The organism is Paenibacillus sp. ClWae2A (assembly GCF_032452295.1).
Lineage (GTDB): Bacteria > Bacillota > Bacilli > Paenibacillales > Paenibacillaceae > Paenibacillus.
Window position 1 is genome coordinate 49,715 of record NZ_JAULSQ010000016.1, and the last position, 22,473, is coordinate 72,187.

A 22,473-nucleotide genomic window follows, 5' to 3' on the forward strand; every position below is an offset into this window, starting at 1 on the left:
TCCCCTATGCATTATGTACTCTCATCATCGAACAACTCGATTATGTCTCACTTTCATTTCACCCACTCGAGCCACAAGTTCATCTACAATACGGCTCTGTTCCTGCACTTCGAGATTCTCTGATAACGGAATCGCTTGCTTCAAGGATGCCTCTCCAAGCTGATTAAGCTTGCGCCGTTCCTCTTCCAATAAGTCAAGCAACCGGCTCATACATCCACCTCTCTGATGGGTCTAAACTACGGCATGCCTTGTTAAGACTAGACATGAGCAGTCATTTTTAATGCGATTATCGGTTTATTTTATTTTAATTCGATATTCGCATTAAAACAACCATTATTTCTCATACAATTTGGTTGAAATGAGAGGTGTACATAATGAAGCATAGACAAGAACCACCTGGCGACAAAAACATCATAGGCTCCCGAGTCGTAACTATCCGTAAAAGTAAAGGCATTAAACAAAGAGAATTCTTAGCCCGATTACAAACATTGGGTTTGGATATCAGTCAGACCAGTCTCTCACGTCTAGAGGGTCAATATCGTCTTGTTCAGGATTATGAAGTGGTGATGATTGCGAAAGCTTTAGAAGTTTCTGTGGGTTATTTACTTGGGGAAGATTAATTGATTTTTTAATTTCCGTCTATAAACCTTAATTTCCCTGTGAACGAATGCATTTGATTATAAACGCGAAAACATCAACTCTTTTACCATCTTTCCGATGGTTTTATGCAATAAAAAAAGCCTGTCTAAAACTCAACAGGCTACTTAATACTGATTGTCTTATTCCCAGGCGATGCTTTTGGGACGCATATATACGAAGATTTCATCTGCTCAAAGAATTCAACCATTGTTTCTTCTCCAGATTCAACACTTAATTCATATCCTCCAAATCTGTATACCTCATACCCTTTAAGTTTCAATTTCCTGTCCTCTGAAACCATTTCTGAATATAATTTTGGACTGGATTTCTCTCCTACGGAATAATGCTGTTTCCCATCAACTTCTAATACAACACGTATACTTGCCGGAAGTAGCATCAAAAAATCCATACGCTGTCGATTAATTCGTGCTTTTCCTTTTAATTGTTTCATAGTGTATGGAGCATAATGAAGATAAACTTGAGGAATTAGAGCAGGAAAAATACGGTCTTCTTTATAGAATTGTTTAAAGTATACATTAAACAATAATCTCTCTGGCTCTGAATCAAGTGACTTTCTTAATCTAAGAAAAAGACTTCTTTCTGCTTTTTTAAGATCACTTTCATCTTCTCGAACGGCCCACCAATTGACAAGATCATTCCACATCAAGCCACTTGAAGGAATAGGTCTATCATAAACAAGACAAAACTCCCCATTTTTAATAATCTCAATACTATTTTCTAAGGAGTCTGTTATTACAATTTCAGGCTTATATCCATCAGCAGAAAAAATAAGGTTTTTTATATTCCCTTTAGGACCATTTTTTATATTTACTGCACCATATACGGGGTAGCCGGACATTTGATCTACTTCTTGCATTTTGTAGCCATCTCTTGCAATATGTTTATCTATTATTTCTAAACAAACCTCTTGTTCGTCTCTATCTGCTCTTATAATAGGATGTAATATCTGTTCTAAGAATTCCACAAATATTGGATCTGGTATATTCAACACATCAAGATATTCTAAATATAGAAAATCAATTTCCCAATCACTATTCCTAATCATATGTTGCCATATGTCTCCTTCAGCATCCTTAAATCTACTATCTGTTGAACTCATCTTATTTAACGGCCACACTCTCTTTAAAAAGACAATAAAATCAGTCCGTCCTTCAATACTAAAGGGCATTAAAAGTAGTTCATCCATTAGATTTCGTCTAGTTATTTCAGTAATTGTATTAGTCATATTTCCCCCCTGAAAAATGCATATCCCTGAGTATTGTTACAATATTAAAATCTATAGCGGATCTTTCAGATAACGTTTTGGAAGTTACTGAAGTGGCGCTTCTCAGCCATTTTGGTAACTGCCTGTTATATGTTGTTTAGTGTGTTTTCATATCCTTCATATTGTACTAATCGTTTATATATTTAAAAAAATCTTTTCCAATAGCATTATAGGCATTCTCAAAACCCTTAAAATAACTATCCTGATACTTACTCAAAATAATACTGTTACCAGGAATCCAAAACGGTAATAAATTATAATGGCAAAAAACATTGGGAATCTCCTTACTTCCATTTATCATATTTTCATATTCCTTTATTAACTCACTAATTATATTTTTTTTGAACTCTTTCTCTATTAAACTATTGAACTCTTGCAAATAATCCTTATATCTTCTTAAATTATCTTTAGTGGCTGAGGTAGAGGTATCCAAAATAACCATATAGAAAATCAGCGGTATCTTAATAGGTATTCCAAAATCTAACTTAACGTAATTCCAAGATAGAATATCCGTATCAAAATATGTGAAATGGTTTAGGAAACACTCAAAAGCAGCTTTTTTTAATTTTGGGCCATAATCAAATTTGTATCTTTTCCATTCAATAAAAACACATTCAAAAATTCTACTATCATCATCAACTTCATCTGGATTCATACCATCGAATAATACAGAATAATACATCTCTTCATTATCACGCAAAAGATTAATTACATCATTTGGAACTGTATCCGTCCATATCATGTTTCTATAATTCCAATACAAGCTATAAGCTTTCTCCTCTAAATTCGGGAAAGTACCACACACTTTGCATTCTACAAAGAATGATTTCAGTAACTTATTCTCATTTTTCGACACCAACAGATCAGGCATATTTTGAATTTGAGATTGTACCGCATCGCTGAAAGAATCTTTCTTACTAAACTCTACGTTCATACAATATTCAACTGCTATATTTTCAATGCCTATTAAATTTACTGAATAACCTAACAGCTCGAAATGTGTTTTTGCAATGTTTTCACCAAAATTCCCCTTCAATTTATTTAATGTAAATTTATCCTTATTGTTCACTACAACACTCCTTAGTATATTTGTTAGATATGATTATACTTTGACAATAAATATATTTCAGACTAGCTCACGCATAAAGTTCCTGTATTCACGACCCGACGCATGTCGGGTGTCTGGCGAATGCCAGACCCAGAACGAATGTCCGCAGCGTGAATATTTTGTTAGGTGAAGTTGGATGTTTTATGTTCCACCTCTATGTAAAAGATCTAGCAAATTTCGAGCTGTATTCATCCCTTATACTTTATCCTTTAAACACTTAATAAAAGTGTAATAGGTCCCAGCGTTTTAAACTGAAAGACATTTCAACACATCATAGGCTCCTAACCACTAAGTGTCCTTGATAATTCGAATAGCAAACATACACCCGATTTATTAAACTAAAATGCACAAACTTTCAAGAAACTTCACCTTGTAGACGTTAAAGCTATACAATTCAGGTAATTGAATTTAAGGATAACTTGTGGTGAAGAGCCACATCATATAGCATAAGCATTCAATTTTAATCGTCTTCTAATTACTTGATTCCAGCTTGCGTTTTTATTTCTAATAATCATCAGAAAAAAAATCTTCTAGAAATTTAGCTAGTACTCCCTTATGTAGAACAATAAATTCTCCATCTCCTAATAACGGGAAATCATGATCCAGACAAATTACGCCGACAATACCTTCCTTATGTATTTCATACTTAAAATAATTTGTTGATTCCACCCAAGTTATTTTTTTGCTCAATTTACGGTGGAATTTCTCACTATCAGAAGCTCCCGTCTTACTTAACATATTTTTCAATCTATTATAATCCATAATAAACGACAACACTTTGCATTCTATTACTAGTAAAAGTTTTTTCTCCTTATGGTAAGCTAGCACATCTATTTCTCCCGGCAACGATGCATGATCGTTATATAATTTAATATCTCCTTTCGGAGTTTTCCATAATCCTTTGTCACTAACATTGCCGGATAAAAATCCGAATTTATCTAGCATATCAGAAATTTCATTTTCAAAAGCTCCTGAAATGAATTTTTTAAATAAATCTATTTTCTTTCCATTTTTATCAATTATTTTTTTCCCTGGAGAATATGGATATTGTTCGTTCATTATCGTTGTTTCTATGTACCAACTTATTGAATCAACAATAGCAGTTGATGAAGATATAAATAATTTATCTGATATTCTCAAAACTGGACGGTCCACTATTAAGCCTGATAAATCTCTACCTGAACTTTTTTCATACCAAGATTTAGTCCAGAAGCAATTTTCTATTTCTTTATCAATAATTTTTTTCTTTCTAGCTGAAAAACTTGTGTTTATCGGTACTTCTCCAAAAATACATACTCCCATATTGTCTAGTCCAATTCGTTCTCTCACTTGTGAACTAACAACTAATAGCATCAATCTAGCCCATAAACCACTCCAAAAATTAATATTATTAGAAGGAATTTCACAAAAAATAGTATTTGAAAACAGAGAAATATCTTTGGGTTCAGCACCATTGATAACTCTCATTACAGAAAACAAAGCTTCTGAATAATTCTCCAAAAAAACTTCTACCGAAAAGCCTACCGTTCTAAACTTCATTATAGATTTTTTTTTAAAATTTCCCATAAATTTATATATATTACTATCTGTTACTTCCGCATCTCTTTTAGTATCTTCATATAGCATGTAAACGTGAAGTAGGGTCTCCAGCCTTTCAATTTGAAAACAATTTGAAACTAATTTTTTTATATCTTTTAAGGATTTAGATTCCGAGAAAACATTATTATTAATTTCGTTTTTCCATATAAGAGAAATAGCCATTTTTATCCCCATTCCCATTGTTTTGAGCTTATTGGGACCTGAATAGTAACATTGTGTTACCGTTTCAATTAAAATAGGCAAAGAATGATACACTGAAATCGTTTCAGCTAACGTTGATGTATCTTTCTTTAGCTTATCTAAAATTAGTTTTATTTCATTACTGTTCTCAAAATCGCTTATTTCTTTTTTATGCAAATCATTTAGAATCTGCGTAGGATCTAAGTTCTCATAAAGATATTTATATCCATCACGGGCTTGAGAATAAAGCCTAGAACCTTCATAGTATGCTTGTTGTCTATCCATCAATATCAACTTCTTTCTAAAAAGTATTTTAGTATCTGTCCATAAATCTATTTAAGTCAGATAAGAGTCAAAATAAAACTTGAGTTCGCGCACTTTTTATATTTTTAATTTCTGAGTAACTTTTAAAGAAGTAGAATCATATACCTATTTCACCTAACGTTCCTGTATTCATGAACCCCAAAAGGGTTGTCTGCCGAAGTACTTCTTCGAAATCCATCTTAGAGACCAAGGCTCCGAAGGAGCCGCAGCGTGAATATTATGTTATCAGATGGTCTTGCCTTCCCTACAAATTTATTCTCTTAATTATATTTCCAAAAATTTATTTCTTCATTACATAACATTAGTTAAAAAATGTAGTTATCAAAGCACCTATCAATCCTCCGGAAACCGCAGCTATTACTGTAGCTGACATAACGTATACATTCAATTTTTGGTTTTCATAAAGTTTGATGAATTCTGTCACTTGCTTAGTAGGATAGTTTATTCGCTCATCGATTTCTCTATCTATATAAAAAATAAAATGAGTAATGCTCCTTTTGCTTTTTTGAATATAGGATTTATATATAATTTGATCTTTTTCAAAATAGCTAATGTTAATAAATAATTCATTAATAATCTTGTTAGTTTCAAAGAAGTTTTTGAAGTGCTTCCTATTCTTCTTTATCTCTACTAATGTATCAAGATTGCTTTCAATCACCATCCATTTTCTATGCGTCACGGAATTAGAATGGTTTAGTTGGTAAAAAAAACCGAATTCACTGAGGGTTTCAAAGAGTATTTCTTCTAAAGCTTCTGCCGCGTTGATATGGTCATTATACGAAATAACCACTTGGTCATATCCTTTTGCTTGAGCAATTGAAATTGAAAACGGCCTCTGAATTTGTTCACCTTTCTCTATAAAGAAATCTGCGTGGAAAGGGCTGGGTCCAAGTACTTGAAAATCAATAAACGATTTCACTTTAGAAAATTCTTTTCTTAAAAATTCCCGGACAAGAATCACGGCAGAAGATGGTAAAACATCATTATTCAAAGGCTCTAATAATTGTATGATTGACACAGGAAAATAGTAAGTGTAATTAATTAAAACTCTGAACCTTTCTGTTTTAAAAAAGCTATGAGAGTGACCTAAATCTTCTTGAATTCTTTTAGGTATGAAAATATCAAATGAAATTTTTAAATCTTCTATGTATGGTTCAAGAGTTCCACCATTTGATATGCCCCTATTATTAGGAGAAATGAAAACATCTTCAGAGAGATCATAATCTTCTTCATAAAATTCAATATCTATTTCACTTATATTCGATATTGATTCAAGCATTTTTTGAAGCTCGTTAAAATATTCTCCCATAGTTGTATTAGTCCCAGCTTTTAAGCCAAAATGAAAGCACCCTACTCCAAATGCAATTTTAGAATCCACTTATTTATCTCCTCTCTCCATTTAAAATAAACAACTTCTTTTGAATAATTAATTATATTATTTTGATTGTCTGCAAGTCTGTTCCGATAACGTTCCTGTATTCACGACTCGACGCATGTCGAGTGTCCGGCGACTGACGGACCAAGGGCGTATACCCGCAGCGTGAATATTGTGTTATACGACGGAGTCATTTCCCACGAATTTGCTACATAATCAAATCAATAGCTTTAATGTTTTTACTCTTCAGTATTTTCAAATATTATTTCAGTAACTTCTCCACATTCTTCACATTCTAAAAAGAGTTTTGTAACAATGCCTTTCTCAGTTGCTTCGTGATCATTAATTTCTAATTTCTTGCTTGTACAGTTTTTACACTTGTATTGTGCCAGTAGATCAGTAGCTTTTTGTCTAACATTCTCGTACACTCCTACTAATGATGTACACAAAGATACGCACGATGATGCTTCATAAAATGTAGCATTCTGCGAATGTGTGATTTTATTTGAATAATCCCAAGTCGATTCAGTTAGTTTTTTTATAATGCTTCGATAATCACTATTATCTGAACCAGCCAAATAGTATTGGACAAAAAGTTCGGCTTTTTTCTTGAAATTTGAGGCTTGAGGCTGTTCGTTCTCTCCGGCCATTTCAGGGAAATAAATTAAATTACCTAATTCAATCAATACTTCTCTACATTGAACTCCGATTGCTTGAAAATCCTCAACTTCTACTGCTGTATCAATTAATGTAGCAATTTTCTTTAGCTTCCTGAATAATTGTGGAGCTATATCACTGTCCATAGTCATTGCACTTACATAGTCTTCTGGTTTATAAGTAGATGCCTTCATACGCTGCATTATCCCCATGTGAAAAGAGTAAGCTTCATCTGTACCAAAATAATAAGCATCTTGAGGATATAAGTTCATTGGAACTGTATCACCTTCAACGACCCACCAAGAACCTTCATTATCAGTTTTCACATTCCAAACCCTTACCTCAACTCCTAAATCCTCAAAAGTTTGCTCTGGTTTTGCACTTAAAACTTTGCATTTTTTGTGATTTTGCTCTTCGACATATTTAACAACATCTTCATATGTTCTGTTTGACATTTTAGTAATCCTTTCGATTTAAAAGTAAGATTCGTTCAAACGAATTATCCACTTATGAAGCATGCTTTGTTATAAGAAAACTAGGGCGTGTACGCAAACTCCGAGGGAGGCAGATTGATTTGAATTTTTCGTTCTATACAAGGAACTTTTCCGAAGGCGTGCCGGGGCACGTCAAGGAGAAGTGACGCAGCGTCGCTGGAATCGTACGCGCTTTAGGTACGAATCCAGTAGAGGGTGAAAAGGCAGGTCAAGATGCACGTCGCCCGAGTTTGCGTACACGCCCTAGTCATTCGAATATTGTTTAATCTTTTTTTCAATTGACTCTGTTGTATGACGTTCCTTTATTTACGATCCGGCAATCCGAGGTGTTAACGCCTTTCGAACCAAGAGAGCACAGTCACAGCGTGAATACTTTGATATACGATGTTAGGTTCTATATCTATCTAGAAGTTCTTTATTTGTTGCTACTAAAGCTTTGTCACTTGCCCTCATAATCAATTTGTTGTAAGCGTCCACATGTTCACAGCTAAGAGATATTTTATCTCCAATATTTTTATCAGTTAGCAATACAGCTAATTTATTAGTTATAGGATAGTAAAACTCTAATTCTTTTACTTCAGAAAGAATATTTATTCCTATAGATTTAGTATTTATTACAGGTTGATCTCCGGTTATGAATTCACATTCACCTGATATTTCTAGTAATACACAATTATATTTTTGCAATGCAAGCCCGGCAGCTAACATACTTGATAAAATCACATGAAAAATAGGCCACGCTTCTTTAAGTCCATTTAATGGGTCTTTCCAGTGTGTTTTTAAACTTTTTTCTATCAAATCTGGTGTATTCATATTAGATATAAAGTTATTTCTCATTTTATTGGTTCTTAAATACTGTGCCATTATGAAGGTAGTGAAACGTATCCTATTAAATTCATCTTTATAGAATTCTATATTTTTATTTCTTAGACTCTCTATATATTTTTTAGCCTCAGATTCAACCTTAGAATGTAAATCTTCTATATAATTATTTATCAAGATATCAGCACTACTTGAGTCCATTTTTTTCGATTCGATTTCAAAATAAACGCTAAAATAGTCTTCAATCATGTCTTTTATTAGATACGAATTCGAATTATTTTTTGGTGCAAGTAATTGTTTTATCAATTCAATTGTTTCAAGATTAAAAGATCCAATACGATAAAAGTCTCTCTCTTGTAAGATATTTTCCGTATTTGTCGGGAAAATTTTATGATCTCTTAGACAATATACTTGTTGGTTACTTGCCCATGCAGTTAAATAATATTCCCATACATAATGTTGTTTTCTTTTTTTCTCCATTTAGATCCACCTCTCTTTAATATTGTATAACGTTTGTGTATTTACGACATTCGACGAATGTCGTATGTGTCTACAGAAATGTCTCAGTGAAATCCTTCCCGTAGACCAAGGCTCCGTTAAGAGCCTCTACTTGAATATTGTGTTACACTGCACAATCCCTTCTCGAATGTATACTTCAATATTCATCTTCTTCTGGTACATATTCGATCAAATCAGACAACTTACAATTAAACGTATCACACAACTTGAAAAGTGTTTCTAATTTGGTTGTTTCTATATTTTTCTCCCTATATAACTTGTTGATTGAGTTCCGACTTAGACCTGATCTCACCATCAATTCCGTTATATCATCTATTCGATGTTCTGCCATGAGTTCTCGTATATTACACTTGATCAATTTCATCTTTTCCCCTCCATAGCTCTATCTTATCTTCCACACTAATAATCATCAACGAAAAGCGAATTTTCAACTCTATAAAGTCAAATATCACCTTGTAATTAACTCCATGAGGTTATATGATAACTCTATAGAGTTAATCGAAGGAGGAATAGTATATGATCAATACGTTAGAATCATTAACAGAACCACTCATAAGAATACGTTTAGAGTTACTCTATACCGAGCTTCTGGAATACCATACGGATTACAACCAGATTTCTGCGGAGGCAGATCAATACTTTAAAACACTTCGTGATGCTTTACCTGATCAACTTCAACATACGGTTTTTCTTTACGAAGACGCTCAAATTTCTCTTCAATCCATCTTAGAAAGAAGTATATACATCCAAAGTTTTAAAGACGCTTTACAACTCTTTTGTGAATTGCAAAACTCTAGCATTTAGAGGATCATATGATCCTCTTTTCTATTATTGTTTTTGATTCTGTCGTATAACATATAATCTATGTACTTCGTAAATACCACACACCCTACCAGATATCTGAACTACGTATATGATAACCTATGCGGTGATATTTGCGAAGAAAAATTTGGTGAAAAAGGGAGTTATATCAGGATACTCAATCTCCCATGTCCAGACAATCCAATGGACTTTGAATGCGTTGAATATTTTTCTTACTAATATGCGTATATCGCTGAGTTGTTCGTGCACTCGTATGACCGAGTAGTAGCTCCTGAAAGTATCGTAGATCTATCACGTTTTCCAGCAACTGAGTGGCGAAGGAGTCTCTCAGGGCATGGCCCGGAAAAATAGGTCAGAAACAATACGGCCTTATGTTTAAGGTTGGTATACCTTACTACCATTTCAGCGGGTAGAAAACAATACACTTACAGATAACGGAAAATACTGATAAAATATAACGGATGATGCAGTTGTTTAATACAACGGTGCTGTTTAATAGACAGAATAAGGATGGTGTTTATTTGATTAACAAGAAGCTAATAATTAGCGTCATCACACTTTGCATTCTAGTCATATTGGGTTTTCTTAGATGGGACACCCTTGATTCCAGCGGAGACATTAGTTATAAGTATGATCGATGGGCAGGTCAAAAATGGGTAGATTTCTATCCGCCGCTAGCTGCTTCATCCAACAGCATGGAGTTTCCACTTATATATATAGATGAAATAGATCAGAATGATATAGATAAATATTTAGGAAAACAAGCTCTCTCTGGAGAGTTAGTGAATAAGTGGATTGAAAGAACAAAATTAACGGATGGATATATAGGTCTATTATTATTGAATATTCTAGTGGTCATTTACAGTTCCATTAAAATATTTATTTTGAGAGACAAAAAATAGGATGATCTTGATCTCCTTCAATATGCCGAGGCACACGTTGCCAAAGGGCGAACTAAGACAAAGACAGCAGTTCTCAATAAGGAGCTGCTGTCTTTACTCCTTTTAGCTAACGCCACTTAATATCAATGATGTATAGAAGTCATCCGCGAGCCATTGCAATGCTTTGAATATCTATATTCAGCGTTTAATCTTCTAAACATACAAATTCCATCCCACAACAAAAGCAGCCAAGATGAAAGCCGAGATGCCAGACATAATGTACATCACCTTTTGCTTTTTGCTGTAACTGTTCTTCCGCAGTTTGTAGATAAGAAAGCCAAAATACGCCACTGCTAGAACTACATAAAGTAGGTTAAACATTAAATTGATCCGTAACGAAGAATAAGCAGGGTAATTTGGAAACCTCAACTTCGTGTGTATGATGAAAAGATTAAGAAGGAGTGCTACACCTGCAAAGTTAATTGCAAGATGATATTTATTAAAATTGGTGGTAGGATTTCCTCGTTTATGTAGTTTGTTAAGAAGCATCCGGATTAAATAGCCGATCAAAGCAATTATAGTAAAAATGGTGGCAAGCAAAGCAGGAATAAAAGATATCTTAATCAAGTTTACCTTTAGATTCGATACAGGCAAATAATCAATATAAGGAGTGACGGAAATTTTCTCAACAACACCATTATGCTCGACAACATTATAAGATTTTGCTATGTCAGCTTTGGTATATTTCGTTATATCAAGAAACGTAAATAAATTAGTAAATCTAGCGGCTACGCGTCGTGCGGATTGGAAATATCCTCCCCCCTCCGACGTAACTCTATTAGAATTGACGTTATCACCAAAAATTTCGCTGATAAGACCATAATAATAAATCTCCTCAAAAGACTGGTTTGTCATGACGACCATCCCAAATTTAGATTGGGGATCAAAGACAACTTTGCTGGAGAATGCTTTCAAATTCCCCTCGTGCATCAGTGTAGGCACCCAGTATTCCATCTCAACGAACCCATGCGCAAATCGCGGAGTAGAAGTGCCTTCATAATATAGACTTGTTGACAACATTTCGTTCAACGTATCCCTGTTCTTAAATAATACATTGCTATCATCTACAGGCATCAATGCTGCAAGGAATTTGCCTAAATCTTCTGCTGTCCCAATCGCTGCCCCTGTAGGATAAAACGTTACGTATACTCTGTTCTCAGGGATCAGTTTCAAATCTTTCGTATATCCTTCAACCTCACTCCTTCTTCGCACTACGTCCGGATGATCTTTCCCCGTTGGATGAATTGAAGTGTCGTTCATATGAAGCGGTTCGAAAATATGTTGATCGACATATTCATAAAAAGGTTGACCACTTATCTCTTCCACGATGTAACCGGCTAGACCAACGCCGTAGTTCGAATAACCCACTATGCTATTCGGTTTATAGATCTGTTTCGGCTCATTTTTACGCAGCGTTTCTCCTAATTCTAACGTTTCATCCTCGGAGTAATAAAACACCTCGGCCATTGTTTGATCTTCCCAACCCGCATTGTGATGCATCAGGTTCAATAGGGTAATCGGATCATCGTATTTCAGCTTTTTAAAGAACCCCTCTGGCAGATATTCCTGGATATCCGTCTCCAAATCGAGCTTTCCTTGTTCGACAAGCTGCATCACACTTGTATAGACCAGCAGTTTAGAGATTGAAGCCCACTCAAAAACAGTGGAGGTATCCGCCTTCCGCTGATTCTCAATATCTGCATAACCATATGCCTTATTCACAATGGTTTCACCATCTTTGATAGCCACAACCGAAACGGCAGCGGTATACTTCTCATACGAGGCTACATAAGCATCAATCGTTTCCTCTAACTTGGATAAAGGAATCCTGGATGGTGTAGTCTCCACCTGTTTCTCTACAGCGTGGGCGGGTACCGCTATTGCCATAATGATAAATATGAATGACAGAACACAAGCGATTACTTTGTTTACCGTGTGATGTCTACGATTCATCTGCATAGCTTCTCTCCTTTTATATTAAATGGTAATTGAATTTCTTGTTCTCAAGTATGCGTTTTCAAAAGAGTCCACATGAATCTAAATTATTCTCAAATGCAATTACACCATTCAGGAGATAGGTCGGAGAAGTTCACCTTTCCAATTAACGATGTTTACTTCTTTATCTTTCAAGAGACACCAATCAATGATTGCACCTATTAATTTTGGCGTGATGATCTCATCGCTCCATTTCGGTGTGAGTACTCTTCTGTATCCTATATACTCTGTTGTCCAGCCTTCGAATTCTTCTCCGATGATGACTGTAAATGGGGGCTTGTTCTTAATACTGTGTTGTCCCACTTCATAAGTGACGATTAACTTCTTATCCTCAGAAACGATATGTAATTTGATTATTCCTTCATCGTCTATATCCGGTTCAACATACCAATAAAACAATCGATTGGAGCGAACGATTTTACGTTTATATTTTTTTCTTACGCCCATAACTCACCTCACATATTCCTTTTTCCTTGGTTCGCAGTATTTGGTCAGTTATCCAAGACACGGCTAGAGTAGCTTTGAGATCTGATATCAAAAGCCACACTAAGATTAAGGAGTAGTACTCTTGTAAAAATCAATTACTCTATCAAAGATCTCGCTCTCGCGTTTTTTTATGTCCGGTAATGTCTCGCTATGCTTTACAATATGATGTATATTATCTGCTACAGTCTCTGCTTTATGAATCCCTACATATCCTGGTACCAGTTCATTAAGGTAATGGAAGTATCTCATTTGAGGTTCAATCATGCGCAGATGTTTATCAAAATTTCTTCTGGATCTTGTCTGATCCATCTCCTTTCGCTTGCGCAACTCATCTTCTTCAGCCCAGAATAGTACATAAGCATCCGGTAATGATATTTCATTCTTCAATAACTTCTCTCTAAAAAAGTTCGCTGTTTCATCTAAAGATAGGTGTTCAGAACCATATATCCAGCTGTACCAAATCTTAAATACATCTCCATCCAATATCACATACTCATGTTGTTGATTCTTCTCATATGCTATATGCCATCTATCGATTTGTCTCTCCAGCAACCACATCATAAGTTCCTTACCGTCAAGTTGAGGAGATTCAAAAAGGAACCCTGTTTCTGGAACTATAAACGCATCATATTGTGTAGCGAACTGCTGACAAGTGGTACTTTTACCTACCGAACTGGCACCTTCGAGACAAATTATCGTCATTCAATTACCTCCAGATATTACTCACCAAATGATTAATCAACCTTCACTGGCTCTTAAGCGATCATGTTGAATTTATATTAGACTATGTATTGTAGATTTCTTTGATCTTTAGCCATGTTTCATACCAAAATGTTTTTCGTTTAAGAGGTTTTAATACCTTAATCTCGACTTCTTTCCGTTTCAAATATACCGTTCCATCCACTTCAATGAGTCTATCGCCAAATGAAAATACAATATCCTTACAGTCTTTGTGATACTGGTTCTCTCTTGTTTCTGACCACTCCGCTTTTTCAATAGAATGTCGTTTTCTCATTATTTAAGATCCTCCTTTAAAGAAAACACCACTATTTTCAGCAAAAAGGATACCTGTCCCATATCATTAACACTTTGTTATCCGATATTGCTGAGCCTTAAGGTTCGTTTATTCCTATGACTTGTTCAAATGCTATATTAAATTCTTTAACATTAATGTTTAACTTGATTATTCCTTCTTTATCAAGCCCTTTTGTATCTAATTTAAAAGTACCTGTCAGTGCTTCCGAAGTATTACCATCAACTTTCTTATTTATGTCCAATTTAATGTCTCTATCCATTAATCGCTCCTGAATCCCATTACTTATAATTGGTTCAACTGTTTTTAGGATTATTGATTTATTGGTCCTATTCCATAGATTGAAATGATATGTTACGACTGTTATACCTTCATCTTCTTCGCTCCCTCCCAGTCCAATTGATATCGAGTTTATGTTCAACCCGTCCTCAACAATTCCATCCGTCTTCACACTGTTTGAATTACAACCAGTTAGGGCTAGTATTATTAAAAGAAATAACAAAATTATTAAACGCTTTTGATTCTTCAATTCAGAAACTCCTTTAATTTTTTCTTCTTCTTGAAGATCCATATTTACAAGTTCAAGTGCAATCGCTAATCTAATCTGTGAATATTTCCTAAGTCCTTTTAAATAGACATTGTCTAGTTGTTTGCTTTCAATTATAGGTTCAATATCTTGGTCGTAACGATCAATTTCTACTTTTGCAATTCTATCGTTATTAATCAGCAACGAAAAAATGTCTTCCCCGTGTTCAGGTGTCCAGAACAAAATATAGGCAGTTTTCATTTGTGGAAAAAACCTCTTAATAACTGAAAGCAATCCTGATCTTATTTCATCATTAAATAATGACTCATGCGATCCTACTAATTCTCTTCTTATATCTTCTTCAGTTTTACTGCCCTTTAATTTTATTAATTTCATAATGCCTCGCAAGTTATCATTATTTTTTTTTTGACTTGTTAATTTCCTGTAACGCTTACTAAATACTAACGGGAATCGTTCGACAGACTGAGATTTGTAAGGTTGTCCGTTAACCCCACTGATATAGATCTAAGATAAATACTTCATCACCTAGCGAAAAATAAATCTGTTCCCAATCAAACTCATCTTTCCATCCAACCTCTGTTACTAGTCTATAAGCTTTAACATTTGACCCTTCAAAGAATTCTTCCAACAGTTTAATCAGTTCATTACTCACGTTATTTGACTCTTTATCTAGTTCTGCAGGCGTTTCTCCATCAGTGTCCGAATATTCAACACTTACGCCAAAATTCTGTAAGCGAAATAAAGAGAAAAACCATCTTGTGGTAATATTAAATATCTCATCCTTCCAATCATCTAATTCGCTTAGTCCTCCATATTTAATATCTTTGTGATTTTTTAAATTACTATTAGTATTATGAAGTTCTATTGCTCGTTCTATTGGCGAATCAATTTTTATAAACTGATATTCGTGCCCATAACATCCTCCGAAGTGAGTAATTAAATTACTTACCCCTTCTAAATATCCATTGATTTTATTGAATAATTCATAATTCATACAGTCACATCCAATATCTTAGTAAATTGATTTTGTCTGTTTCACAATTAAATTCCTTATTTACTCCATAAACTCTTAATATCTTCTACTATAGTTTTTGAAATATGTTTGGATGAATCCTGCGGATACAACCATACTGTTACGATAAGAGTTAAACATATCGTTAATCCTAGAATAACTCGCCCAACAACTCTAAATCTGGTGTATCTAAGCAAAAAATAAACTAAACTGGATAAGATCAGAATAATCATACCATTCGTCATAAAGGTTATGGGCAAGCTTATAATCCTGCCTAACCCGGTGTTAGGATATTTTAATAAAAGTAAAATCTCTAATACTACAAATGGAACTGACAGTAGCACAATATAAAAAAAATGATTTTTGAATTTCCGCTTCACCACTGAACTCTCCTACTCCAGCTCTTTTAATACAATTGCACATAACCTTTGGTGTTTATGAGCCCGAGAACCCTAACTGACCAGTAATTATTATTCTTGCTTCCATTGATGTGATTCGTGTAGTTTACCAGTTTCATAAAAATACTTTAGCACTTCGAGCATGGGTATTAATTCTATACAAATGTTATCGCAATATTTTCCCAACTGACCACCAATAACTAGAGAAATTTCACTATACGAATTGGTGCAACTTCATCTACGATTTTTTGTTATCTTCCTCATGATAATGAATGATAGAAACCAGAACAAATTGGTCAGGGAACAGTTCTCTAACCTCTTGCCATTTCATGTGTTAAACCTCTTGTTATTAGTAGTCGTTAAACTTTCTATCATTTTATCATATACATCTGAGTTCAAAAATCGTTCCTCGTAACATTTCCTTCGAGACAAAAATGGAGGCGATACATCTTCACTTAATTTATACACCAAATTCGCTTGGAAGGAAGTCGGACTTTCTTTGAAAATAACTCATAGTGAAAAGACAATCATTTGCCTTAAATGATATTATGTATTATATTAGGAAATGATTGGATATAAAACGTTTTAAAAGTATATTATTAAAAGGAGTGTTCGTATGAAAAAATTATTCACATCATTGTTGTCTTGTCTTCTAATTGTTGGTATTTTAAGTGTTCAAGTAGCAGGGGCTAGTGGATTTAGTAACACTACTAGTACAACTAATGAATCGGGTACATACGTTATCCCTACTGAGGATGGAAGTACATTGGAAGTTTCAATTGAAGAAACAGACAAAGAATATATTGTAACTTCTTATGTAAATGGCGAAAAAGAATCTCAAACAATTAAAAACAAAGAAACAAGAGATATGATGACAATTGATAATGATGGGAAAGTAGAATATTCTAATGAGAGTGACTATATTGAAAAAATTGCTCCAGATCCGATGATTAGCAACAATGAATCTTTTGCTACTAATGCTGCTAGTAATTGGACGTTTGTAGATTCAGCATACAATTCTAATCCAAATGTGAAGCAATGGGGTTATTTATATAAACAAGAAAAAATCACTTTTGGAGAAACTTATAATCTTAATTATGATAAAGGAACTAAAGTTTCAATCATAGTAGGCGTGATTTTGGGTCTTCTCACAGTTAGCTCAGGTGGTATAATTACAGCTATTCTCGTAGCACTTGGCTCAACTATTGTTGCTGATAAGATCACCAAAGCTATTACTGGTCAAGTTTATGGAAGATTTGCTGCACAGGACTTGGAAGTGAGATCTAACGGAAAGATTGGCTTGCGCAGTAAGCGAACGATCGTAGATGCTAAAGTGATTAATACAAAGAACGGAAAAGTTGAATGGGTACCAATTAGAGTTGAAGGTGAAGGAAGAAGTAATACTGATCTTTGCATAATCGGAGCCTATAATGCTTGGCTTCTTAACTAAGGCTATGTCGAAACAGTCCACTCAATATATATTTAAGATAAGTTGATGTCATTGATGTTGGCTTCAACTACTTATTCAAAGGAGATATGATGTATAGAAAACTAATAATTATTGCTTCTCTGATAGAAATATCTTTTTTAATTTTTTTACAATATCGTTACAATAATATTTTAGATCTGTTTCCTTTTATTGGAGCGTTAGTCTTTTTCATAGTGTTGAGTTATTTCTTAAAAGTTCAAATAAGTAAAAAGCGTAGAGAAACAGCATTTTTTTTACAAACACTCTTTTTGATATTCATTCCAATTTATGCGATAATCACACTTCCTCAATACACGTATGAAAGTGCGGTAGATAAGGTCACTCAGAATTTAGAAGAACCTTATGTTGTTAATAAGGAGAAAAATACTTTAATAGAAGATGAATCTAATGAAATTAAAAAAGGTTATATGTTTTCTGTAGAAAAAAATTCAGAAGTAAATTCATACGCTTTTGATCCGTGGACTGGTAATTATCATGAAGTACAAGATTGAGATAAGCTTAGCTACTCGGTTAAATTGATGTAGATTCTGCTATCATGTGAAATTGTTTTTTACGCCGTAAGGATGAAAATTACTTTTAAGAATCGGTTCGCCGATTCTTTTTTTGTTGCATATTCTTAAGCTTTATACCATGCATACGTGCGAATACAAGACCGCGCAACATGAATATGATGTTAAGGGATGTCCCTCCGAATAAATCAAGAAACTTAATCTCCCAAGTCCATACATCCCTGTGGGTTCTGAATACTGAATATGCATAGTATTGTACAGAATGCAAGTAAGGAACCATCATTTAAAACAAAAAGGCCCTTCTTCATCCCATGAGGAATCCGACGGCCTTCCGATACCATTGGAACCAATCATCTTTTCAATAGAAAGTACTATCTTTCGCTGCAAACGGGTAAAACCAGCAACTCCCCCTCACCCCAACAACGCCTTTTCCACCTGATCCACAATCCCATTAATCCCCATCGGCCCATAACAACCGATCCATGTCGCGGCATCTACCGAGTGTATTTGCTGTCTCTCATCCGTATCAAGCATCCCCCAGACACGTTGCTCGGTCGCGGATATGCCCTCCTGCATGATCTCATTGCTAAGTAGGAAGTAGTGGCTCGCCTGCACAGCCGGTAGTCTGTCAACGGAGATATGATAGGCCGTGTCGGTGGTATCTGCCACAAATAACGGAACAGGCAGACCCAGATCACGGTACAGCACGCCACCTGTACGATGCGAAGCCGAATGTACACGAACGAGAGAGTCCAGCGGACGAATCAGTGCCACGCTCTTACCTGCCAGTACTGGAGCAAGTTCTTCAGAAAGCAATGTGGTTCGTCGGTGATAATCCGCAAGTATTCGCTTTGCCTCTGCTCGTTTACCAGTTAATTCACCGAACAGGCCAAGAATGGTCTGCCAGCTCTCATTGCGTTTAAACATAAGAACTGGAGCCACCCGGCTGAGCCGTTCATAGTACTGTTCATGCACCTCGGTGCAAATAATCAGATCCGGGGACAGTCGTTCGACAGCAAGCAGATCAGGGTACTCATACGTTCCCAGTAATTCGGTACCCTGAAGTCCTGCCCTGATATATTGCGGGAAATGGAACGTTCCACTTCCTAGTCCCACACTTCCTGCTGGAGATAATCCAAGCGCAAGCAAATGATCTGCATATTGCACATCAAGTACAGCGATACGCTGTGGAGAACGGGTGACAGGATATTCACCTCGCATATGGCATATCACTGGACCTTGGTCCGACTCGTAGGAAGAAGCTATGCGATTCCGCAGCAAGGAATGAGCATAGTTTGCATCGGTTTCCGGAGCGGCAGCAAGCCGATAACGCAGCGGAGGAACGCCATAATATTTCTTAAACGCCCTACTGAAATAATACATATCACGGTAGCCCATTTTTTCAGCAATTTCCCCAATGGACGCATCCGTATGATGCAGCATCCGCGAAGCATTTTCCATACGTAGCTGGATGACATACTCCATTGGTCCGAGCTGCTTATCTTGTTTGAATCGTCGCTGTAACTGTCTTACGCTACATCCAGCGAGAGCTGCCAGCTCCTTAAGCTCCAGATTCTGGCGATAATGCGATGATATATATGACACAACTACATCCACCATGTCAGACTCTGCTCCCCCTTGACCACGTTCATACTCCATGATCAGTTCATAGATCATCCCCTGGAGCAACGCATGGGCATGAAACCGTTCCAATCCTTCGCCACGGCGCCATTTGGCAACGATTTTTTCCGCATTCTGGATCCATTCGGCCTGAGTCACAGGGTTCTGAATAAACGAATTTTGCAGCGGATGTTTGCGATACGAGGGCATGGCATGGGAGACTCCTTCCATGGAAGAAGCCTCGTACATGATTACGATATAATAAAGTTCGTCTGATCTGGCCGTCAGCGTAAAGGATGCTCCCTTCACCACATGACAGGCAAAAGAAGCTCCAATGTGGCTACCCTCGCCATCCATTGCAAGCTCCCCTTCCCCTCCGTAGGCCAGCAGCAGCACATTTGAAGTTAAATCCGTTTCGTGTAAAACGCTGCCTGTCTGCAAAGTACCGCTATACCCGTCAAGCATCTTGATCGTTGTCTCACTCCATAGACTTGTCTGTTCTTGCAGCGGCATTTCTCTCATCTCCTGACAATAGCAAAGGTAAAATTCTTGCTGTTGTCATTGTAATTGAGATTCTTTCTCATTGTCAATTTTCGGACATTTGAGACAATATTCGCCTGACATCTGGTAATAGAAACAGCAGGTAATTCGCTCGCTTTTGGCAACATGCACATTGTCCTTACAATCGGTGAAGCGGGTTAACGGATTCTTCCGCTCACCAAACACTTCCCCGGATGCCACCTGCGTCAGATATGAAAAGTCCTCTCGAATGATCTTACTTTCCTGCTCAGTCTCGGCTTCATCAGGAGCGAATAGTCGGCCGATACGTACCATGATATTCTCCCAGAGAATACTCATCGAAAGAGGCGCAATCGCAGCAAGTGTCTTTAACAGCGGTGTAAGCTGTACCGCAAACATCTCCTCGAGCACCTTTTCCCGCCATGCTCCCCTGTCTCCCGTTAGTCCTTCAGCCTGAAGCCCATTCACCGCTAGAAAAGGAAATCGTGTGCCGCCCTCATGATCCGAGAGCTCCGGATGATAGAGAAAGCTGTTCTCCAGCTGAAAGGTTACATGCTGATGATGAAACGTCATCGCGGTCACGAGCGGAGTCGTCCATAGATAACCGATCCGTTTGGCTAACATGGAAGCGGCAACCTTCATGTCAGGCGCATCAATGTACTCCTGAAACCAGCTGATATACTCTCGGCATGCCGCTTCGTCATGCAGCTCACTTAGGGCAATGGTACGGACACTGTGTTTAGGCGGCTCACCAAGCAAAATCGAATGATCCTCCACCGTCTCTTTCCATAAGTCTGTCGAGAGATATGAGTTCATATTAATTCGATCCGAGCAGGGCTTCCGATGCCTGATCTACAATAAGATTAATCGCAAGAGGTCCGTAGTATGCAATCCACAGTGTTGAGTTTACGTCATACGTGCGGTTATTTTTCACAGCATCAAGGGACTTCCACACTGGATTACTCACCATTGCCTCTGCCTCTGCCGCAAACAGCTCATCCGACAGCACAAAATAACGATCTGCCCCAATGTCAGGAACCTTCTCCATGGAAATTTCAACAGAAGTATCATCCTTGATCTCTTTAACGAGTTCAGGCATGTTCAAGCCCAAATCATTATACAAAATGCCACCCGTACGATGCTCAATACCATGAACACGAATGCCTTCTTTTCTCGGACGAATAAGAGCTACTGTTTCATCTCCCATTTTCTCTGACAGCTGAGCCTTCAGACCAGCGACTTTCTCCTCATAGGCTGTGCGCACTTTCTCCGCTTCGTCCTGCTTGTCTGTAATCTTAGCGACCGTTGCCAACGTATCACGCCAGTCTTCGTAGAAGTCGAGTACCAGGGTAGGTGCAATTTTGCTTACACTTTCATACTGCTTCTCCTGGAAGTCCGTCATGATAATCAGATCCGGGTCCAACGCTACAATCGCTTCCAGATTAGGCTCGTCCCGTGTACCCAGAACCTGTACGTCACTCGGCTGATCGCCTAAGTACTCTGGAAAATCGGTGTTGCCTCCAGCAATAACACTACCAGCCGGCTTCTCGCCAACCGCTAACATCTGATCCAGAAATTTAACATCTAGCACTGCAATTTTCTGTGGTTTTTCGTTTAGAGTGATGTCACCCTTCATACCCTTGATCGTTACGGGAAAAGCTCCGTCCGTCTGCGTTTCCGCATTCGCAGGTGTCTCCGCTGGCGTTGCCGCAGATTGCTTACCGCTATCTGTACCTGTTGCGGCACCGCAAGCCGTCAATACAAGAATAAGGGCCAGCATCAAGCCCATAAATAATCGTGATTTGTGAGCAGTATAGGCCTTGTTACCAGCCGCTTGCCCCTTTGTTCCTTGATTCATGATGAATCCCCCTTATGTATAATACTGATAATGATTTTCATTATCGAAACATAAAGAGAGTATATACGATCTCCGTATCGTGTTACCATGTACTTTTGCGACATTTCAGCCGGACTAATGCGACATCGCGAGCGCTTATCCGTCCTTTAATGTTTCAGTGATATATGCTTGCAGTCTCCCCCTATCTCTACAAAAAAAATGAATTAGTATATTATTTAAATGAGCCTAATATTTCTAAACGT

At 36.6% G+C, this 22,473-nt stretch carries 23 protein-coding genes; 5 read left to right on the forward strand and 18 right to left on the reverse strand.

Annotation, left to right across the window (positions count from 1 at the left end):
- Window positions 1–24 precede the first annotated feature (24 nt).
- Window positions 25–210, reverse strand: coding sequence for an aspartyl-phosphate phosphatase Spo0E family protein (locus QVE09_RS28295; protein ID WP_315939502.1), 186 nt, complete (start codon window positions 208–210; stop codon window positions 25–27).
- A 164-nt stretch (window positions 211–374) separates the two neighbouring features.
- Between QVE09_RS28295 and QVE09_RS28300 the strand changes: the two genes are divergently transcribed.
- Complete coding sequence (locus QVE09_RS28300) at window positions 375–620, forward strand: helix-turn-helix domain-containing protein (protein ID WP_315939503.1); 246 nt, start codon at window positions 375–377, stop codon at window positions 618–620.
- A 140-nt stretch (window positions 621–760) separates the two neighbouring features.
- Here QVE09_RS28300 and QVE09_RS28305 read toward each other — a convergent pair whose 3' ends face one another.
- The 7 genes from QVE09_RS28305 to QVE09_RS28335 all read right to left on the reverse strand — a co-directional run bounded on the left by QVE09_RS28305 (window position 761) and on the right by QVE09_RS28335 (window position 9,366).
- A complete protein-coding gene (locus QVE09_RS28305; protein WP_315939504.1) occupies window positions 761–1,885 on the reverse strand; it encodes an AbiJ-related protein in 1,125 nt (374 codons plus the stop codon).
- 166 nt (window positions 1,886–2,051) lie between these two features.
- Complete coding sequence (locus QVE09_RS28310; RefSeq protein ID WP_315939505.1) at window positions 2,052–2,993, reverse strand: hypothetical protein; 942 nt, start codon at window positions 2,991–2,993, stop codon at window positions 2,052–2,054.
- Window positions 2,994–3,536: 543 nt separating this feature from the next.
- Entirely contained in the window at window positions 3,537–5,096 is a 1,560-nt protein-coding gene (locus QVE09_RS28315; RefSeq protein WP_315939506.1) for a hypothetical protein, read from the reverse strand.
- 340 nt (window positions 5,097–5,436) lie between these two features.
- Window positions 5,437–6,513: a hypothetical protein gene (locus tag QVE09_RS28320; protein WP_315939507.1), complete on the reverse strand. Its 1,077-nt coding sequence runs from the start codon at window positions 6,511–6,513 to the stop codon at window positions 5,437–5,439.
- 236 nt (window positions 6,514–6,749) lie between these two features.
- On the reverse strand, window positions 6,750–7,622 hold the full coding sequence (locus QVE09_RS28325; RefSeq protein WP_315939508.1) for a hypothetical protein: 873 nt from the start codon (window positions 7,620–7,622) through the stop codon (window positions 6,750–6,752).
- Between the two features lie 426 nt (window positions 7,623–8,048).
- Window positions 8,049–8,963, reverse strand: coding sequence for a DUF4238 domain-containing protein (locus QVE09_RS28330; protein ID WP_315939509.1), 915 nt, complete (start codon window positions 8,961–8,963; stop codon window positions 8,049–8,051).
- A 175-nt stretch (window positions 8,964–9,138) separates the two neighbouring features.
- On the reverse strand, window positions 9,139–9,366 hold the full coding sequence (locus tag QVE09_RS28335; protein WP_315939510.1) for a helix-turn-helix domain-containing protein: 228 nt from the start codon (window positions 9,364–9,366) through the stop codon (window positions 9,139–9,141).
- Between the two features lie 152 nt (window positions 9,367–9,518).
- Between QVE09_RS28335 and QVE09_RS28340 the strand changes: the two genes are divergently transcribed.
- Window positions 9,519–9,806, forward strand: a complete 288-nt coding sequence (locus QVE09_RS28340) for a hypothetical protein (RefSeq protein ID WP_315939511.1) — start codon at window positions 9,519–9,521, stop codon at window positions 9,804–9,806.
- A gap of 175 nt (window positions 9,807–9,981) precedes the next feature.
- On the opposite strand, the gene QVE09_RS28345 is transcribed toward QVE09_RS28340, so the two are convergent.
- Window positions 9,982–10,173 carry a tyrosine-type recombinase/integrase gene (locus QVE09_RS28345; RefSeq protein WP_315939549.1) on the reverse strand — a complete coding sequence of 64 codons (192 nt, stop codon included), beginning with the start codon at window positions 10,171–10,173 and terminating at the stop codon, window positions 9,982–9,984.
- 172 nt (window positions 10,174–10,345) lie between these two features.
- Between QVE09_RS28345 and QVE09_RS28350 the strand changes: the two genes are divergently transcribed.
- On the forward strand, window positions 10,346–10,726 hold the full coding sequence (locus tag QVE09_RS28350) for a hypothetical protein (RefSeq protein WP_315939512.1): 381 nt from the start codon (window positions 10,346–10,348) through the stop codon (window positions 10,724–10,726).
- Between the two features lie 192 nt (window positions 10,727–10,918).
- Here the strand turns inward: QVE09_RS28350 and QVE09_RS28355 are convergent, their stop codons facing one another.
- The 6 genes from QVE09_RS28355 to QVE09_RS28380 form a co-directional block, all read right to left on the reverse strand.
- On the reverse strand, window positions 10,919–12,724 hold the full coding sequence (locus QVE09_RS28355; protein WP_315939513.1) for a serine hydrolase domain-containing protein: 1,806 nt from the start codon (window positions 12,722–12,724) through the stop codon (window positions 10,919–10,921).
- Between the two features lie 108 nt (window positions 12,725–12,832).
- A complete protein-coding gene (locus tag QVE09_RS28360; RefSeq protein WP_315939514.1) occupies window positions 12,833–13,207 on the reverse strand; it encodes a hypothetical protein in 375 nt (124 codons plus the stop codon).
- A gap of 105 nt (window positions 13,208–13,312) precedes the next feature.
- Window positions 13,313–13,948 carry an AAA family ATPase gene (locus QVE09_RS28365; protein WP_315939515.1) on the reverse strand — a complete coding sequence of 212 codons (636 nt, stop codon included), beginning with the start codon at window positions 13,946–13,948 and terminating at the stop codon, window positions 13,313–13,315.
- Window positions 13,949–14,030: 82 nt separating this feature from the next.
- Complete coding sequence (locus QVE09_RS28370; protein WP_315939516.1) at window positions 14,031–14,261, reverse strand: hypothetical protein; 231 nt, start codon at window positions 14,259–14,261, stop codon at window positions 14,031–14,033.
- Between the two features lie 97 nt (window positions 14,262–14,358).
- Window positions 14,359–15,201 (reverse strand): hypothetical protein, encoded by an 843-nt coding sequence (locus QVE09_RS28375; RefSeq protein WP_315939517.1) that lies wholly within the window; start codon window positions 15,199–15,201, stop codon window positions 14,359–14,361.
- A 109-nt stretch (window positions 15,202–15,310) separates the two neighbouring features.
- Complete coding sequence (locus tag QVE09_RS28380; protein WP_315939518.1) at window positions 15,311–15,820, reverse strand: hypothetical protein; 510 nt, start codon at window positions 15,818–15,820, stop codon at window positions 15,311–15,313.
- Between the two features lie 1,032 nt (window positions 15,821–16,852).
- Here QVE09_RS28380 and QVE09_RS28385 point away from each other — a divergent pair.
- Both QVE09_RS28385 and QVE09_RS28390 read left to right on the forward strand, forming a co-directional pair.
- Window positions 16,853–17,686 carry a hypothetical protein gene (locus QVE09_RS28385; protein WP_315939519.1) on the forward strand — a complete coding sequence of 278 codons (834 nt, stop codon included), beginning with the start codon at window positions 16,853–16,855 and terminating at the stop codon, window positions 17,684–17,686.
- An 86-nt stretch (window positions 17,687–17,772) separates the two neighbouring features.
- On the forward strand, window positions 17,773–18,216 hold the full coding sequence (locus QVE09_RS28390; protein ID WP_315939520.1) for a hypothetical protein: 444 nt from the start codon (window positions 17,773–17,775) through the stop codon (window positions 18,214–18,216).
- A gap of 429 nt (window positions 18,217–18,645) precedes the next feature.
- Here the strand turns inward: QVE09_RS28390 and QVE09_RS28395 are convergent, their stop codons facing one another.
- Genes QVE09_RS28395 through QVE09_RS28405 form a run of 3 tightly spaced genes read right to left on the reverse strand, consistent with a single transcriptional unit; the run spans window position 18,646 to window position 22,231 of the window.
- Window positions 18,646–20,367, reverse strand: a complete 1,722-nt coding sequence (locus tag QVE09_RS28395) for a helix-turn-helix domain-containing protein (protein WP_315939521.1) — start codon at window positions 20,365–20,367, stop codon at window positions 18,646–18,648.
- 45 nt (window positions 20,368–20,412) lie between these two features.
- Window positions 20,413–21,189: an IucA/IucC family C-terminal-domain containing protein gene (locus QVE09_RS28400; protein ID WP_315939522.1), complete on the reverse strand. Its 777-nt coding sequence runs from the start codon at window positions 21,187–21,189 to the stop codon at window positions 20,413–20,415.
- A gap of 1 nt (window position 21,190) precedes the next feature.
- On the reverse strand, window positions 21,191–22,231 hold the full coding sequence (locus QVE09_RS28405; protein ID WP_315939523.1) for an ABC transporter substrate-binding protein: 1,041 nt from the start codon (window positions 22,229–22,231) through the stop codon (window positions 21,191–21,193).
- Between the last annotated feature and the right edge of the window lie 242 nt (window positions 22,232–22,473).

Coding starts and splice junctions, on each gene's coding strand:
- QVE09_RS28375 (WP_315939517.1), bottom strand. CDS start 15,201: ATGAAATTAATAAAATTAAAGGGCAGTAAAACTGAAGAAGATATAAGA.
- QVE09_RS28330 (WP_315939509.1), bottom strand. CDS start 8,963: ATGGAGAAAAAAAGAAAACAACATTATGTATGGGAATATTATTTAACT.
- QVE09_RS28405 (WP_315939523.1), bottom strand. CDS start 22,231: ATGAATCAAGGAACAAAGGGGCAAGCGGCTGGTAACAAGGCCTATACT.
- QVE09_RS28305 (WP_315939504.1), bottom strand. CDS start 1,885: ATGACTAATACAATTACTGAAATAACTAGACGAAATCTAATGGATGAA.
- QVE09_RS28340 (WP_315939511.1), top strand. CDS start 9,519: ATGATCAATACGTTAGAATCATTAACAGAACCACTCATAAGAATACGT.
- QVE09_RS28360 (WP_315939514.1), bottom strand. CDS start 13,207: ATGGGCGTAAGAAAAAAATATAAACGTAAAATCGTTCGCTCCAATCGA.
- QVE09_RS28325 (WP_315939508.1), bottom strand. CDS start 7,622: ATGTCAAACAGAACATATGAAGATGTTGTTAAATATGTCGAAGAGCAA.
- QVE09_RS28380 (WP_315939518.1), bottom strand. CDS start 15,820: ATGAATTATGAATTATTCAATAAAATCAATGGATATTTAGAAGGGGTA.
- QVE09_RS28365 (WP_315939515.1), bottom strand. CDS start 13,948: ATGACGATAATTTGTCTCGAAGGTGCCAGTTCGGTAGGTAAAAGTACC.
- QVE09_RS28400 (WP_315939522.1), bottom strand. CDS start 21,189: ATGAACTCATATCTCTCGACAGACTTATGGAAAGAGACGGTGGAGGAT.
- QVE09_RS28370 (WP_315939516.1), bottom strand. CDS start 14,261: ATGAGAAAACGACATTCTATTGAAAAAGCGGAGTGGTCAGAAACAAGA.
- QVE09_RS28355 (WP_315939513.1), bottom strand. CDS start 12,724: ATGCAGATGAATCGTAGACATCACACGGTAAACAAAGTAATCGCTTGT.
- QVE09_RS28335 (WP_315939510.1), bottom strand. CDS start 9,366: ATGAAATTGATCAAGTGTAATATACGAGAACTCATGGCAGAACATCGA.
- QVE09_RS28295 (WP_315939502.1), bottom strand. CDS start 210: ATGAGCCGGTTGCTTGACTTATTGGAAGAGGAACGGCGCAAGCTTAAT.
- QVE09_RS28315 (WP_315939506.1), bottom strand. CDS start 5,096: ATGGATAGACAACAAGCATACTATGAAGGTTCTAGGCTTTATTCTCAA.
- QVE09_RS28300 (WP_315939503.1), top strand. CDS start 375: ATGAAGCATAGACAAGAACCACCTGGCGACAAAAACATCATAGGCTCC.
- QVE09_RS28390 (WP_315939520.1), top strand. CDS start 17,773: ATGATGTATAGAAAACTAATAATTATTGCTTCTCTGATAGAAATATCT.
- QVE09_RS28385 (WP_315939519.1), top strand. CDS start 16,853: ATGAAAAAATTATTCACATCATTGTTGTCTTGTCTTCTAATTGTTGGT.
- QVE09_RS28395 (WP_315939521.1), bottom strand. CDS start 20,367: ATGCCGCTGCAAGAACAGACAAGTCTATGGAGTGAGACAACGATCAAG.